The organism is Pseudomonas sp. Van50, assembly GCF_055390755.1.
The window spans coordinates 1,085,528-1,099,868 of the sequence record NZ_AP024343.1; the positions used below are offsets into that span (position 1 = coordinate 1,085,528).

Genomic DNA, 14,341 nt, shown 5'->3' on the forward strand with positions numbered 1-14,341 from the left:
TTAGGCGCGGCCTGAGGAGAGAAGTGCATGACGCAAGTCACGGTGAAACAACTGGCCGATGAGGTCAAAACACCGGTAGAGCGCCTGTTGCAGCAGATGCGTGAGGCAGGTCTGCCGCACACCGCCGCCGAGGAACATGTGACCGACAGTGAGAAGCAGTCCCTGCTGACTCACTTGAAGAGCAGTCACAAGGCTAAAGTGGAAGAACCGCGCAAGATCACTCTGCAGCGTAAAACCACCAGCACCCTGCGTGTTGCCGGTAGCAAAAGCATCAGCGTTGAAGTACGCAAGAAGAAAGTCTTCGTACAACGCAGCCCGGAAGAAATCGAAGCCGAGCGCAAACGCGAACAGGAAGAACGTCGCGCAGTAGAAAATGCTGCTCGTCAGAAGGCTGAAGAAGAAGCCAAGCGTCGCGCCGAAGAAGAAGCGCGCCGCCAGCCTGCTGCTGCGCAAACCGCTCCGGTAGAAGCCGTCGAGGCTGTTGCCCCGGTCGCCGAACCTGTGCGCGAAGCCGCACCAGTCGTGGCACCGGCGCCGGCTCCAGCCGATACTCGCAAGCGCGATGAACAGCGTCGTCCGGACAAACCACGTGCCGACGACAACCGTCGTGGCAGTGGCGATGGCGAGCGCAAGAACGCGCCTCACCGTGCGTCGGTCAAGGAAAAGGCACCAGCACCTCGTGTTGCGCCACGTACCACCGACGAGGAAAGCGATGGCTTCCGTCGCGGCGGTCGCGGCAAGGCCAAGCTGAAGAAACGCAACGCCCACGGTTTCCAGAGCCCTACCGGCCCAGTCGTGCGTGAAGTGAAGATCGGCGAGACCATCACTGTGGGCGATCTGGCCCAGCAGATGTCGGTCAAGGCTGCTGAAATCATCAAGTTCATGTTCAAGCTGGGTACGCCAGCCACCATCAACCAGGTACTGGACCAGGAAACTGCCCAACTGGTTGCTGAAGAGCTGGGCCACAAAGTGACCCTGGTCAGCGACACCGCCCTGGAAGATTCCCTGGCCGAGTCGCTGAAGTTTGAAGGTGAGGCGGTTTCCCGTGCACCGGTCGTGACCGTAATGGGCCACGTTGACCACGGTAAAACCTCCCTGCTCGACTATATCCGTCGTGCGAAGGTAGCAGCAGGTGAGGCTGGCGGTATTACCCAGCACATCGGCGCCTACCACGTTGAAACCGACCGCGGCATGGTGACGTTCCTCGACACCCCGGGTCACGCCGCGTTTACCGCGATGCGTGCCCGTGGTGCCAAGGCGACCGACATCGTGATCCTGGTGGTTGCGGCGGACGACGGCGTCATGCCGCAAACCATCGAAGCCGTTCAGCATGCCCAGGCAGCTGGTGTGCCGCTGGTGGTTGCAGTGAACAAGATCGACAAGCCGGGCGCCGATCTCGATCGCATCCGCAGCGAACTGTCGGTCCACGGCGTGACCTCCGAAGAGTGGGGTGGCGACACTCCATTCGTTCCGGTCTCGGCGAAGATGGGTACCGGCGTTGACGAACTGCTCGAAGCCGTTCTGTTGCAAGCCGAGGTTCTGGAACTCACCGCTACACCTTCGGCTCCTGGCCGTGGTGTGGTTGTTGAATCCCGTCTCGACAAGGGCCGTGGCCCGGTGGCGACTGTCCTGGTCCAGGACGGTACCTTGCGTCAAGGCGACATGGTGCTGGTCGGCTCGAACTATGGCCGCGTGCGCGCCATGCTCGACGAGAACGGCAAGTCCATCAAGGAAGCCGGTCCGGCTATCCCGGTCGAGATCCTCGGCCTGGACGGCACCCCGGATGCTGGCGACGAGATGAGCGTTGTGGCTGACGAGAAGAAAGCCCGTGAAGTGGCTCTGTTCCGTCAAGGCAAGTTCCGCGAAGTCAAACTGGCTCGTGCTCACGCCGGCAAGCTGGAAAACATCTTCGAGAACATGGGCCAGGAAGAGAAGAAGACGCTCAACATCGTCCTCAAATCCGACGTCCGTGGTTCGCTCGAAGCGTTGAACGGCGCCTTGAATGGCCTGGGTAACGACGAAGTGCAAGTGCGTGTGGTCGGCGGCGGTGTCGGTGGTATCACCGAGTCCGACGCCAACCTGGCACTGGCTTCCAACGCTGTACTGTTCGGCTTCAACGTGCGTGCCGATGCTGGCGCTCGCAAGATCGTCGAGCAGGAAGGCCTGGATATGCGTTACTACAACGTGATCTACGACATCATCGAAGACGTCAAGAAAGCGTTGACCGGTATGTTGGGCAGCGACGTGCGGGAGAACATCCTGGGCGTGGCCGAAGTTCGCGACGTGTTCCGTTCGCCGAAGTTTGGCGCCATCGCCGGTTGCATGGTGATCGAGGGTGTCGTTCACCGTAACCGTCCGATCCGTGTACTGCGTGAAGACATCGTGATCTTCGAAGGCGAGCTGGAATCCCTGCGCCGCTTCAAGGATGACGCTTCCGAAGTACGTGCCGGCATGGAGTGCGGTATTGGCGTCAAGAGCTACAACGACGTCAAGGTCGGCGACAAGATCGAAGTCTTCGAGAAGGTCCAGGTTGCTCGCAGCCTCTAACTCGCGCACTTCAAGAGCCGCACCGGGCAGCCGCATGAACATGCACTGCCTGGCTGGCGGACTCTAAACGCAACGCCCGGTCTGGCTTTTGCCAGGCCGGGCGTTTGCCGCTTTCAGACCTCGCGGGTTTCACCGTGGGGCAGTAACAGGTAACAAGACATGGCAAAAGAATACAGCCGTACCCAACGAATCGGCGATCAGATGCAGCGCGAGCTGGCCCAGCTGATCCGTCGCGAAGTCAAAGACCCGCGCGTCGGCCTGGTCACCATCACCGCAGTGGAAGTCAGCCGTGACGTCGGTCACGCCAAGATCTTCATCACCGTGATGGGGCAGGACAGCGCCGAAGAAATCGCCCAGAGCATCAAGGTGCTCAACTCGGCCGCCGGCTTCCTGCGTATGCAGCTGGCCCGGGAGATGAAGCTGCGCAGCGTCCCACAGTTGCACTTCCACTACGACGAAAGCGTCGCACGGGGTGCGCATCTGTCGGCACTGATCGAGCGCGCCGTGGCGCAAGACAGCCAGCACCCGGTTGCGGCTGACCCCGAAGACACCAAGGAGTAATCGGTGGCTCAGGTCAAACGTATCCGTCGTAACGTCAGCGGTATCATCCTGCTCGACAAGCCGCTGGGGTTCACCTCCAACGCGGCGTTGCAGAAGGTTCGCTGGCTGCTCAATGCTGAAAAGGCCGGGCACACCGGTAGCCTCGATCCGCTGGCCACCGGCGTGCTGCCGCTGTGCTTTGGCGAGGCGACCAAGTTCTCCCAGTACCTGCTCGATTCCGACAAGGGTTATGAAACCCTGGCGCAACTGGGCAAGACCACCACCACGGCGGATGCCGAAGGTGAGGTTTTGCTGGAGCGCCCGGTGACCGTTGGTCAGGCGGATATCGAAGCGGTCTTGCCGGGTTTTCGCGGGCAAATCAGCCAGATACCGCCGATGTACTCCGCTTTGAAGCGTGATGGGCAGCCGTTGTATAAACTGGCCCGTGCAGGCGAAGTAGTGGAGCGCGAACCGCGTTCTGTTACTATTGCGCGCTTGGAATTGCTGGCCTTTGACGGTAATACTGCGCGGCTGGCCGTGGATTGCAGCAAGGGCACCTATATCCGGACCCTGGTGGAGGATATCGGCGAGCAGCTCGGCTGTGGCGCGTACGTGGCAGAATTGCGACGGACCCAGGCCGGACCTTTCACGTTGGCCCAGACGGTCACGCTGGAAGAGCTCGAAGCGGTGCATGCCGAAGGCGGCAACGAAGCGGTCGACCGTTTCCTGATGCCATCGGACAGCGGGTTGCTGGATTGGCCGCTCTTGCAGTTCTCGGAACACAGTGCGTTCTACTGGCTCAACGGCCAGCCGGTACGCGCCCCGGATGCGCCGAAGTTCGGCATGGTCCGGGTACAGGATCACAACGGTCGTTTCATCGGTATCGGTGAAGTGAGCGAAGACGGGCGCATTGCGCCGCGTCGACTGATTCGGTCGGAATGACCGGAACCAGCCTGCGTAACAGCAGGTTGGCGAGTGTGGCTGTTAACAGGCACGGTCACTACTCATTTATAGATACAGGGATTTGTCCCTGGCCTGTTGAAGCTGTTTCCTCGGAACAGTTTCCTGACTAAAAGGATTGCCTCATGGCTCTCGACGTTCAAGAAAAAGCTCAAATCGTAGCTGACTACCAGCAAGCTGTTGGTGACACTGGTTCGCCAGAAGTGCAAGTTGCACTGCTGACCGCCAACATCAACAAACTGCAAGGTCACTTCAAGGCCAACGGTAAGGATCACCACTCCCGTCGTGGTCTGATCCGCATGGTAAACCAGCGTCGTAAGCTGCTGGACTACCTGAAAGGCAAGGACGTGAGCCGTTACAGCGCTCTGATCGCTCGCCTGGGTCTGCGTCGCTAATAAGCGATTGCGCTAGAGGTTGGTGGTCTGTCGTGCGTCAGTGGGTTTCCCGCTGGCGCATGGCAGGCTCCCAGCCTCAAGTTTTATCTGGATACACGTTTTACCCTGGACAGGCGTCGGGCCGATTCCCGTCATTGCCCAAGAATTTCGCAAGAAGACAAGTTCCCCAAGAGCCACAAAGAAGGTAGGACACCGTGAACCCGGTAATCAAAAAATTCCAGTTCGGTCAGTCGACCGTTACCCTCGAGACTGGCCGTATCGCCCGTCAGGCCTCCGGCGCAGTGCTGGTCACCGTTGACGACGACGTCAGCGTATTGGTGACCGTTGTCGGTGCCAAGCAAGCCGATCCAGGCAAGGGCTTTTTCCCTCTGTCTGTCCACTACCAGGAAAAGACTTACGCTGCCGGTAAGATCCCTGGCGGTTTCTTCAAGCGCGAAGGCCGTCCTTCCGAGAAAGAAACCCTGACTTCCCGACTGATCGACCGTCCGATCCGTCCGCTGTTTCCAGAAGGCTTCATGAACGAAGTGCAGGTTGTCTGCACCGTCGTGTCCACCAGCAAGAAAACCGATCCGGACATCGCTGCGATGATCGGTACCTCGGCTGCCCTGGCCATCTCCGGCATTCCTTTCGATGGCCCGATCGGCGCTGCCCGCGTCGCGTTCCACGAAAGCACCGGCTACCTGCTGAACCCGACCTACGAGCAGTTGAAGGCTTCGAGCCTGGACATGGTCGTGGCCGGTACTTCCGAAGCGGTGCTGATGGTTGAATCCGAAGCCAAAGAGCTGACCGAAGACCAGATGCTGGGCGCCGTGCTGTTCGCCCACGACGAGTTCCAGGTGGTGATCAACGCCGTCAAGGAACTGGCTGCCGAAGCCGCCAAGCCAACCTGGACCTGGGCTCCGCAAGCCGAAGCCACCGAGCTGCTGGGCGCGATCCGTGCCGAGTTCGGCGAAGCGATCTCCCAGGCCTACACCATCACCGTCAAGGCCGACCGTTATGCACGCCTGGGCGAGCTGAAAGACCAGGTCGTTGCCAAGCTGTCCGGTGAAGAAGGCCAGCCGTCTTCCGCTGAAGTGAAAGCGGCTTTCGGTGAAATCGAATACCGCACCGTTCGCGAAAACATCGTTAACGGCAAGCCGCGTATCGACGGTCGCGACACCCGCACCGTACGTCCGCTGAACATCGAAGTCGGCGTCCTGCCAAAGACCCACGGTTCGGCACTGTTCACCCGTGGCGAAACCCAGGCCCTGGTCGTTGCCACGCTGGGCACCGCCCGTGACGCGCAACTGCTGGACACCCTGGAAGGCGAAAAGAAAGACCCGTTCATGCTGCACTACAACTTCCCGCCGTTCTCGGTGGGCGAGTGTGGTCGCATGGGTGGCGCCGGTCGCCGCGAAATCGGTCACGGCCGTCTGGCCCGTCGTTCGGTCCAGGCCATGCTGCCAGCCGCTGACGTGTTCCCGTACACCATTCGTGTGGTATCGGAAATCACCGAGTCCAACGGCTCGAGCTCCATGGCTTCGGTCTGCGGCGCTTCCCTGGCCCTGATGGACGCTGGTGTGCCGATGAAGGCACCGGTTGCCGGTATCGCCATGGGTCTGGTGAAAGAAGGCGAGAAATTCGCCGTCCTGACCGACATCCTGGGTGACGAAGACCACCTGGGCGACATGGACTTCAAAGTGGCCGGTACCGCCAAGGGCGTCACCGCACTGCAGATGGACATCAAGATCAAGGGCATCACCGAAGAGATCATGGAAATCGCCCTGGGCCAAGCCCTGGAAGCGCGCCTGAACATCCTCGGCCAGATGAACCAGATCATCGGTCAGTCCCGTACCGAGCTGTCGGAAAATGCTCCGACCATGATCGCGATGAAAATCGACACCGACAAAATCCGTGATGTCATCGGTAAAGGCGGCGCGACGATCCGTGCGATCTGTGAAGAAACCAAGGCTTCGATCGACATCGAAGACGACGGTTCGATCAAGATCTTCGGCGAAACCAAGGAAGCGGCAGAAGCAGCACGCCAGCGCGTCCTGGGGATCACCGCGGAAGCCGAGATCGGCAAGATCTACGTCGGCAAGGTTGAACGCATCGTCGACTTCGGCGCGTTCGTCAACATCCTGCCGGGCAAGGACGGCCTGGTTCACATCTCCATGCTGAGCGATGCTCGCGTCGAGAAAGTGACCGACATCCTGAAAGAAGGCCAGGAAGTGGAAGTGCTGGTACTGGACGTGGACAACCGCGGCCGTATCAAGCTGTCCATCAAGGACGTCGCAGCAGCCAAGGCATCGGGCGTTTAATCGCCCCATCGCCTGACCGCTGAACAAGCAAACGCCCCGACTGGTTCGGGGCGTTTTGCTGTGTGACGAAAATCCCTGCCAGGCAGGTTGCCTGGCCACGGGAGACGGTGCTAGTTTTAGCCACCGCCCGTGTAGCTCAGTCGGTAGAGCAGCGCACTCGTAACGCGAAGGTCGCAGGTTCGATTCCTGTCTCGGGCAAGATTTCCCCCTCGTTATTTCACCTTCCTGCTCAGTTCCTCGACCGTGCGTTTGAGCTGGTCCATCTCTCGATCCTGATCGCTGAGTTCCCGTTTCAGGGACGAAATCTCGCTGTTGCTCGAACTCGAACTGGAGCCGCTATTGCGCTTGAGTTCTTCCACTTGCTTGCCAAGGTCGTTCAGGTCGCGTTCCTGTTCCTTGACGGTGCGCTTGAGCTCGTCAATCTCCTTGCTGCTGGAGGTGGAGCTGGAGCCGCTGTTGCGCTTGAGTTCTTCGATCTGACGGGCTTGCTCGCTGAGGGTGCGCTTTTGGTTTTCCAGTTCGTCAGCATTACTTTTCACGGTTTTCGGCAGGCTTTCCAGGACGCTGGCGCTGACATCGGTCTTGACGAGCTTGTACTTATCGAACTGGTCATAGTGAAGGGCGGGAATGGCATCGTTGTCAGACGGCCCATCGGAGGAGACTTCAACCGCCGCTTGAGTCACGTCAGTCAAGGTCAGGCTACCAAGCAGCAAAGTCGCGGTGGCAAGTTGGATCGACGAGCGTTTCGAAAAGCTGCGCATCACTGGGGTTCCTTGTGAAGTGCCGGCATGGCACATGGCTATGACTGGTTATTTTGACAGATGTTCCCAAGCTCCCCTGGTTTCTCGGGCGCATGGTTTTTTTGTGGGATAGATGTAAAGAACCGTGTAAATCGTCGGCAAAACATCCTATATTCGTTGCCTGCATGTGCATCGCCCAGCAGTTTTCAGATGATCCCCGAATGGTTCTGAAGGCCAGATAAACCGGGCTTCACACGGTTTTTTGCGTCAGAGAGATCCTTGATGATCCAGATCCATCTTCCATTCCCCCGATCAACGAGAACGCCATGACTGTTAAAGAATTGACCCAGGAAGCCAGGCACGAAGAAGCGCTGAAGAAGTACGTGCTGGATGCGCCCCAGTTGCTGGAAGAGATCAAGGACTTGTCTGCCGACGATCAAAAGGACCAGATCCAATGGGCGTTCGAGGACGAGGCTGAAGCCCAGGGGCTGCAACCCTGGGAGTTGACGCTCAAGTACACCAGCACGCCTGAGGAGTTCGAGGTGCAGCGCCTTGCGTTGCACAAGGAAGCGGCCGAGGTGCTGGGTGTGGAATGGGATGAGTACTGCGAGATGAACAATCTGGTGGTCTGAAAAAAACGCCAGCCTTTCAAGGCTGGCGTTTTTCGTTGTCAGAGGCTCAAGCGCATCGACAGATCCACTGCCTTCACATCCTTGGTCATCGCGCCGATCGAGATGTAGTCCACCCCGGTCTCGGCAATCGGGCGCAACGTGCTTTCGTTGATCCCGCCGCTGGCCTCCAGCTTCGCCTTGCCGCCATTGAGGCGCACAGCCTCACGCATGTCGTCCAGGCTCAGTTCGTCGAGCATGATGATGTCGGCGTTGGCCGCCAGCGCTTCGTTCAACTCCGCCAGGCTTTCCACTTCGATTTCCACCGGTTTGCCCGGTGCGATCTTGTGGGCGGCCGCGATGGCCTGGGCGATCCCGCCGCAGGCGGCGATGTGGTTTTCCTTGATCAGGAAAGCGTCGTACAGGCCGATGCGGTGGTTATGGCAGCCACCGCAGGTGACCGCGTACTTCTGGGCCAGGCGCAGGCCGGGCAGGGTCTTGCGGGTGTCCAGCAGCTTGACCTGGGTCCCGGCGACAAAGTCGGCCAGGTAACGGGCCCGCGTGGCGACGCCCGAGAGCATTTGCAGGAAGTTCAGGGCGCTGCGTTCGCCGGTCAGCAGCGAGCGGGCCGGGCCCTCCAGGTGGAACAGCGCCTGATCGGGGCTGACCCGGTCGCCGTCGTGCACTTGCCAATGCACCGCGACACGCGGATCCAGTTGCCGGAACACGGCATCGACCCAGGCCGTGCCGCTGATGATCGCCGCGTCGCGGGTGATGATGGTGGCCTTGGCCAGGCGTTCGGCGGGGATCAGTTGCGCGGTGATGTCGCCGCTGCCGATGTCTTCAAGCAACGCACGGCGCACGTTGGCTTCGATTTCGGCGGTCAGATCGGCGAGGCGTAGATTCGGCATAACGGGCTCCACAAACAAAGTGGCCCGATTATAGGGTGTCGAAACCTGCATTTGGTCGCGTCCTCGCAACATTTCCTCATTTTCCCGGTCACTTATTGCGCCGTATTTCGAGCTGGATCACAGAGTCTGCTGGTACGACAGGGTTGTTTTACCTGATAATCCGCCTTTCGATTGACGTCATGGCTTTGACGTTGCGAACCGAAAACCGTTTCAGGAGGCCAGGATGCACAACGACGGGAATGTAGTGCCTTTACACAAGGTGCCTACCGATCAGGCGAATCGCTCGCCGCTCGCCCGCCTGCCTGTGATTCTGCTTCAGGTTCGCGACAAGGCCGCCCAACAGTTGCGCCTGGGCTTGCAGGGGCTGTTCGATAACGCCGACGACACCTTGTTTGAAATGGCCGACCGGGCGCGCGACGACGTCGAGCAGAACCTGTACTTCGAGGCCATGCGGGACCTGCGCCTGAAGCGCAAAAGCATCGAGCGGGAATTCATCGAGCAGTTTTTCGAGACCTTCGTCAGCCTGGCCCAGTACGACCTGACCCACGCCAGCTTGGCGCCCGCCCTGGCGCCGGACGGCCAGACCCAGCGCTCCCACGATGAGCTGGAACGTCATCTGGCGGTCGAGGCCATGGTCACTCGGGTGCTCAGGCGCGATGGCGTGTCGCTGGAGCAACTGACGGCCCGGCTCGGTGTGCTGTTGGACCGACCGCTGGCCAACCAGTACAACCCCCTGAGCCCGGCACTGCTGTGCGAGAAGTTCCTGCAGGCCGGGCGTAACCTGGGCGTGGGCATCAAGGTCAAGCTGATCCTGCTCAAGCTCTTCGAGCGTTATGTGCTCAGCGAGTGCGACCAGCTCTATACCGAGGCCAATCAGTTGCTGGCCGCCACGGGCATCTTGCCGGAGCTCAAGGTGACCCCGGCGCGCCGGGCGTCGGATCGTTCCGAGGATAACCCCAGGCCCAGCGCCGAAATCGCTGCCAAGCCCAGCGATGCCGAGGTCGACGACAGCGTGCAGGAAGTGTTCACCGCCTTGCAGAAGCTGTTGATGCAAGTGCGTGGCAGTGTGGCGCCGACCCTGGAAGCCAGCGCGTCGCCCCAGCCGATCTCGACCCGTGACCTGCTGCGGTTGCTCTCGCATTTGCAGCAGTACGTCCCAGCGCCTGCCGTGCAGGATGAATTCGACCTGCGTAGCCAGCTCGAACAACTGTTGACCCGGGTCAGCGTCAGGAGTGGCAAGTCCCGGGTGGTCGAAGGCGCCGATGAGGACGTGATCAATCTGATCTCGATGATGTTCGAATTCATCCTCGACGACCATAACCTCCCGGACTCCTTCAAGGCCCTGATCGGTCGCCTGCAGATCCCGATGCTCAAGGTCGCGGTGCAGGACAAGAGCTTCTTCAGCCGCGGCAATCATCCGGCCCGGCGGCTGCTGAACGAAATCGCCGCCGCTGCCATGGGCTGGGGCGATTGCGACGACCATCAGCGCGACAGCCTGTATTTGCGCATCGAACAAGTCGTGCAGCGCTTGTTGAATGATTTCGTCGATGACCCGGCGATTTTCTCCGAGCTGCTGGCCGATTTCCTGGCCTTCACCAGTGACGAGCGGCGCCGCAGCGAGTTGCTTGAGCAGCGTATCCGTGACGCCGAAGAGGGCCGGGCCAAGGCCGAACTGGCGCGACAGCGCGTCGAAGGGGCGCTGAACCAGGTGATGCTGGGCAAAGTCTTGCCGCAATCGGTGGTGGAGTTCGTGCAACACGCCTGGAGCCAGGTGTTGCTGCTGACCTGCTTCAAGCACGGCAAGTATTCCGCCGAGTGGCAGGCCGACGTCCTGACCCTGGAGCAATTGATCTGGAGCGTCCAGCCTCACGACGAGCCCGACGCCGGCCTGCGTTTGCTGGCAATGGTGCCCGAGCTGCTCAAGGCCCTGCGTGACGGCCTGAGCCGTTCGGCGTTCGACCCGTTCGCCACCAGCGAGTTTTTCAGTGAGCTGGAAGTCCTGCATGTGCAGGCGCTCGAACGCACGGGCCAGGCAACGGAACAGGCCCCGCCGTTCGATTCGCCGGCGATGGTCGAGGTGCTGGAAAAAATCGTCCTGCGCCCTCCGCAAAAAACGGCGGTGGAGAGCGTGGCGGTGCATTTGCCGGCGGATGATGTCGGCCTGCTGCAAGTCGATCAGTTGCACCTGGGGAGCTGGGTCGAGTTCCAGGAGGACGATGACAATACCCTGCGTTGCAAGCTGGCGGCGATCATCGAGGCCACCGGCAAATACGTTTTCGTCAATCGCACCGGCCTCAAGGTGCTGGAGCACAGCCGCACCAGCCTGGCCCTGGAGTTTCGTCGCGGCGCGGCGCGGCTGTTGGACGACACCCTGTTGTTCGACCGGGCGCTGGAGTCGGTGCTGGGCAATCTGCGCCAGCTCAATCGCGGCAAGTGATCGCGCAGTCCGGTCCGATCACGGCATACTGACGGCATTCACCGTCGTCACCGAAGGAACCTGTATGCAGTTGGACTCCGCGAGCGGTTGGTGCGAGGGGGTGCGTCATTGCCCATCGCCCAACTTCAATGGGCGCCCCGAGGGCGAAATCTCCCTGCTGGTGATCCACAACATCAGTCTGCCCCCGGCACAATTCGCCACCGGCAAGGTGCAGGAATTCTTCCAGAATCGTCTGGATGTCACGGAACATCCCTACTTTGCCGGTATCGCCGACCTGCGGGTTTCTGCGCATTTTCTGATCGAGCGTGACGGCGCCGTGACCCAATTTGTCTCTTGTCTGGACCGTGCGTGGCATGCGGGCGTCTCGTGCTTCGAGGGGCGCGAGACCTGTAACGATTTTTCCCTGGGCATCGAGCTTGAGGGCACGGATGATCTGCCGTTCACCGACGCGCAATATGTCGCATTGGTGGACCTGACCCGGCAGTTGCAAGCGGCGTTCAGGGCGATCACTGTGCAGCGTATCTGCGGGCATAGCGACATCGCACCGGGGCGCAAGACCGATCCGGGACCGGCATTCGACTGGGCGCGCTATCGCGCGGCCCTGACAGAAGGGGAAGGACAATGAGTTTTCTGGTGTTGCTGCTGGCCGTCTGGATCGAGAAATTCTCGGCCTTGCGCCAGCGGGTCCAGCGCGACGGTGGTTGGCTGCTCGAGCTGAACAAGCTCGAGGCGAGCCCACGGTGGGTCAACCGACCTTGGCTGGTGCTGACGGTAATGGTCCTGCTGCCGGTGGCCCTGCTGGCGCTGCTTTTGTGGGTGCTGGAGCCCGTGGCCTATGGTCTGCTGGCGCTGCCGGTGCATTTGCTGGTGGTGATTTACAGCCTGGGGCGCGGCGATCTGCTGGCTGCCCTCGGGCCGTTTCGTGACGCCTGGCGTCGGGAGGACCTGCAAGCGGCGGCCCATGTGGCCAAGCGCGACCTGGACATTGAGGCCGATGACGGTGAGCAATTGCTGGAGCGGATCCAGGGGCATTTGTTGTGGCAGGCCTACCAGAGCTTTTTCGCGGTGATTTTCTGGTACTTCCTGTTGGGCCCGGTCGCGGCCTTGAGCTATCGACTGCTGGCGCTGGCCGCCGAGCACAGCCAGAACCCCGGCGTGGCCGAGCGGGCCGCGCAAATGCGCCATGCCTTCGACTGGGTGCCGGTGCGGTTGCTGGCGGCAAGCTTCGCCCTGGTGGGCAATTTTGTCGCGGTCAGCCGGGTCATGCTGCATGAGTTGTTGAACTGGAACATCAGCGCCGCCGATCTCATCGACAAGGTCGGCCTGGTGGCTGGAGAAATCCCCAGGCCCGTCGCCGGGCCGGATGGCATCAATAGCTTGGATCGCCTGTGGGAATTGCTGCTGCGTGCGGCGGTGCTCTGGTATGCCGGGTTTGCGTTGTGGACGGTGTTGGCCTGAGAACAACCAACACATTTCCTTGTGGCGAGGGATTCTGTGGGAGCAAGGCTTGCCCGCGATGCGGGCGCCGTGATTTCGGAAAGACCGCATCGCTTATCGCGGGCAAGCCTTGCTCCCACAAAGCCTTGCCCACAAAGCCCTGCTCCTACAGATAAATCCCCTCACCACAGCTGAACCGTGTCAGGCCTTCTCGTTAACCTTAAGTTACAAATCTCCCCGCCGATTTAGGCTATACAGGGACAGCGCCCGAATAGTGGCTTTCTGCTGTCTCCGTGCGCGAGCTCATAACAATAAGAACACTACCGGGAGGCTTCCTTGTGAAGAGTTTGCTCTGGCCCGCCGTCGCGCTGATGAACCGCCTGAGCTTCGGCATGAAGTTCAGTCTGATCAGCGTGCTGTTCCTGCTACCCATGCTGGTGACCAACTTCTTTCTGGTGCGTGATTCCTATCGGGAATTCCAGGGCACCCAAGTGGAGCTGCAAAGCCTCGACCTGCTGGGCAGCAGCCTGGCCCTGCGCCGGGACCTGGAAACCCTCAACAACCTGGTGCAGATCAACGCCAGCCTGGGCCAGTCCGGCAAGGCTGGTGATGTCGAAGCGAAGATCGGCAGCCTGGAACAACAGGTCCTCACGCGCCTGCAAGGCATGACCGCCATGGCCGTCGAGCCTGAGCAGGTCAGTGCCTTCGAGGCCAAGCGCGATGAGATGATCGCTGCTTTCAAGGCCCAGCAGGCGGAAAGCTCCCTGCAGAGCAAAAGTGCGCTGATCGGCAAGTTGCTCAACAGCGCCCAGATGTTCAGCCAGATCATCGCCAGCCAGGCGGGGCTGAGCCGCGACAACCAGAGCGACATCCGCCAACTCAGCGAATTGATCATCGGTACCACCCCCAAGGTCACCCAGATCCTCGGCGATGGCCGGGCGCTGGGCGCGTCCTCGCTGGGGCTGGGGTTTCTCAATTCGGCATCGAGCACCCGCTTCGACGAGTTGCTGGCGCAGATCGAAAAGCTCCAGGGCGAGTACGACTTGAAACTGCAGGACGCCCTCGGCTCCAGCAAGGCCGCCGGGCAAACCCTTGGCGCCCAGGCCGACGGTAGCAAGAGCAGCCTCAAGAAAGCGTCGGAGCTGATCGAGGAGCAAGTGGTGATGGCCGACACCCTCGATGCACCGTGGCCGGCGTTCTTCGAGCAGGTCAGCGGCCTGATGGAGCAGACGTATCGGCTGAACGAAGCGACCCAGGGTTTTCTCGGTGTGCAGTTGCAGCAGCGGCTTGAGCAGAATCGTAGCCATATGGTGCTGCAAGCCGTGGCGCTGGTGGCGGTGTTCCTGTTGATTTTTTACCTGTACGCCGGCTTCTACGCGTCGACCCGCACCACCCTCCAGCACTTGGGCCAGATGATGGACAAAGTGGCGGCGGGGGACATGACGGTCAATTTCGTGGCGCGCAGC

At 60.6% G+C, this 14,341-nt stretch carries 11 protein-coding genes and 1 tRNA gene; 10 read left to right on the forward strand and 2 right to left on the reverse strand.

Going from position 1 to position 14,341, the window contains the following annotated elements:
- Window positions 1–27: 27 nt before the first annotated feature.
- The 6 genes from infB to ACZ5M5_RS04640 all read left to right on the forward strand — a co-directional run bounded on the left by infB (window position 28) and on the right by ACZ5M5_RS04640 (window position 6,940).
- Entirely contained in the window at window positions 28–2,547 is a 2,520-nt protein-coding gene (gene infB, locus ACZ5M5_RS04615) for a translation initiation factor IF-2 (protein ID WP_060739218.1), read from the forward strand.
- Window positions 2,548–2,706: 159 nt separating this feature from the next.
- A complete protein-coding gene (gene rbfA, locus ACZ5M5_RS04620; RefSeq protein ID WP_060739217.1) occupies window positions 2,707–3,108 on the forward strand; it encodes a 30S ribosome-binding factor RbfA in 402 nt (133 codons plus the stop codon).
- A 3-nt stretch (window positions 3,109–3,111) separates the two neighbouring features.
- Entirely contained in the window at window positions 3,112–4,029 is a 918-nt protein-coding gene (gene truB, locus ACZ5M5_RS04625) for a tRNA pseudouridine(55) synthase TruB (RefSeq protein WP_060739216.1), read from the forward strand.
- A 143-nt stretch (window positions 4,030–4,172) separates the two neighbouring features.
- Entirely contained in the window at window positions 4,173–4,442 is a 270-nt protein-coding gene (rpsO, locus tag ACZ5M5_RS04630) for a 30S ribosomal protein S15 (protein ID WP_011332409.1), read from the forward strand.
- A gap of 194 nt (window positions 4,443–4,636) precedes the next feature.
- The gene (gene pnp, locus ACZ5M5_RS04635; protein WP_060739215.1) at window positions 4,637–6,742 is read left to right on the forward strand and encodes a polyribonucleotide nucleotidyltransferase; all 2,106 of its coding nucleotides are present in this window, start codon (window positions 4,637–4,639) and stop codon (window positions 6,740–6,742) included.
- Between the two features lie 125 nt (window positions 6,743–6,867).
- Window positions 6,868–6,940 (forward strand) — tRNA-Thr (locus tag ACZ5M5_RS04640).
- Between the two features lie 14 nt (window positions 6,941–6,954).
- Here ACZ5M5_RS04640 and ACZ5M5_RS04645 read toward each other — a convergent pair.
- On the reverse strand, window positions 6,955–7,503 hold the full coding sequence (locus ACZ5M5_RS04645; RefSeq protein ID WP_464738706.1) for a hypothetical protein: 549 nt from the start codon (window positions 7,501–7,503) through the stop codon (window positions 6,955–6,957).
- A gap of 305 nt (window positions 7,504–7,808) precedes the next feature.
- Between ACZ5M5_RS04645 and ACZ5M5_RS04650 the strand changes: the two genes are divergently transcribed.
- The gene (locus ACZ5M5_RS04650; protein ID WP_060739213.1) at window positions 7,809–8,114 is read left to right on the forward strand and encodes a DUF6388 family protein; all 306 of its coding nucleotides are present in this window, start codon (window positions 7,809–7,811) and stop codon (window positions 8,112–8,114) included.
- 38 nt (window positions 8,115–8,152) lie between these two features.
- Here the strand turns inward: ACZ5M5_RS04650 and nadC are convergent, their stop codons facing one another.
- Window positions 8,153–9,001, reverse strand: coding sequence for a carboxylating nicotinate-nucleotide diphosphorylase (gene nadC, locus ACZ5M5_RS04655; protein ID WP_060739212.1), 849 nt, complete (start codon window positions 8,999–9,001; stop codon window positions 8,153–8,155).
- 223 nt (window positions 9,002–9,224) lie between these two features.
- Between nadC and ACZ5M5_RS04660 the strand changes: the two genes are divergently transcribed.
- From ACZ5M5_RS04660 to ampE, 3 genes are all read left to right on the forward strand, one after another.
- Window positions 9,225–11,438 carry a DUF1631 domain-containing protein gene (locus ACZ5M5_RS04660; RefSeq protein WP_103308366.1) on the forward strand — a complete coding sequence of 738 codons (2,214 nt, stop codon included), beginning with the start codon at window positions 9,225–9,227 and terminating at the stop codon, window positions 11,436–11,438.
- Between the two features lie 64 nt (window positions 11,439–11,502).
- Window positions 11,503–12,063 (forward strand): 1,6-anhydro-N-acetylmuramyl-L-alanine amidase AmpD, encoded by a 561-nt coding sequence (gene ampD / locus ACZ5M5_RS04665; protein WP_464738707.1) that lies wholly within the window; start codon window positions 11,503–11,505, stop codon window positions 12,061–12,063.
- Entirely contained in the window at window positions 12,060–12,896 is an 837-nt protein-coding gene (gene ampE, locus ACZ5M5_RS04670; protein ID WP_464738708.1) for a regulatory signaling modulator protein AmpE, read from the forward strand. Before ampD ends, ampE begins: the two co-directional genes overlap by 4 nt.
- Window positions 12,897–14,341: the final 1,445 nt, after the last annotated feature.

What these genes read in the sequence shown, in the direction of transcription:
- ampD (WP_464738707.1), top strand. Translation starts at nt 11,503, where the DNA reads ATGCAGTTGGACTCCGCGAGCGGTTGGTGCGAGGGGGTGCGTCATTGC.
- ACZ5M5_RS04660 (WP_103308366.1), top strand. Translation starts at nt 9,225, where the DNA reads ATGCACAACGACGGGAATGTAGTGCCTTTACACAAGGTGCCTACCGAT.
- ACZ5M5_RS04650 (WP_060739213.1), top strand. Translation starts at nt 7,809, where the DNA reads ATGACTGTTAAAGAATTGACCCAGGAAGCCAGGCACGAAGAAGCGCTG.
- infB (WP_060739218.1), top strand. Translation starts at nt 28, where the DNA reads ATGACGCAAGTCACGGTGAAACAACTGGCCGATGAGGTCAAAACACCG.
- rbfA (WP_060739217.1), top strand. Translation starts at nt 2,707, where the DNA reads ATGGCAAAAGAATACAGCCGTACCCAACGAATCGGCGATCAGATGCAG.
- ampE (WP_464738708.1), top strand. Translation starts at nt 12,060, where the DNA reads ATGAGTTTTCTGGTGTTGCTGCTGGCCGTCTGGATCGAGAAATTCTCG.
- ACZ5M5_RS04645 (WP_464738706.1), bottom strand. Translation starts at nt 7,503, where the DNA reads ATGCGCAGCTTTTCGAAACGCTCGTCGATCCAACTTGCCACCGCGACT.
- rpsO (WP_011332409.1), top strand. Translation starts at nt 4,173, where the DNA reads ATGGCTCTCGACGTTCAAGAAAAAGCTCAAATCGTAGCTGACTACCAG.
- nadC (WP_060739212.1), bottom strand. Translation starts at nt 9,001, where the DNA reads ATGCCGAATCTACGCCTCGCCGATCTGACCGCCGAAATCGAAGCCAAC.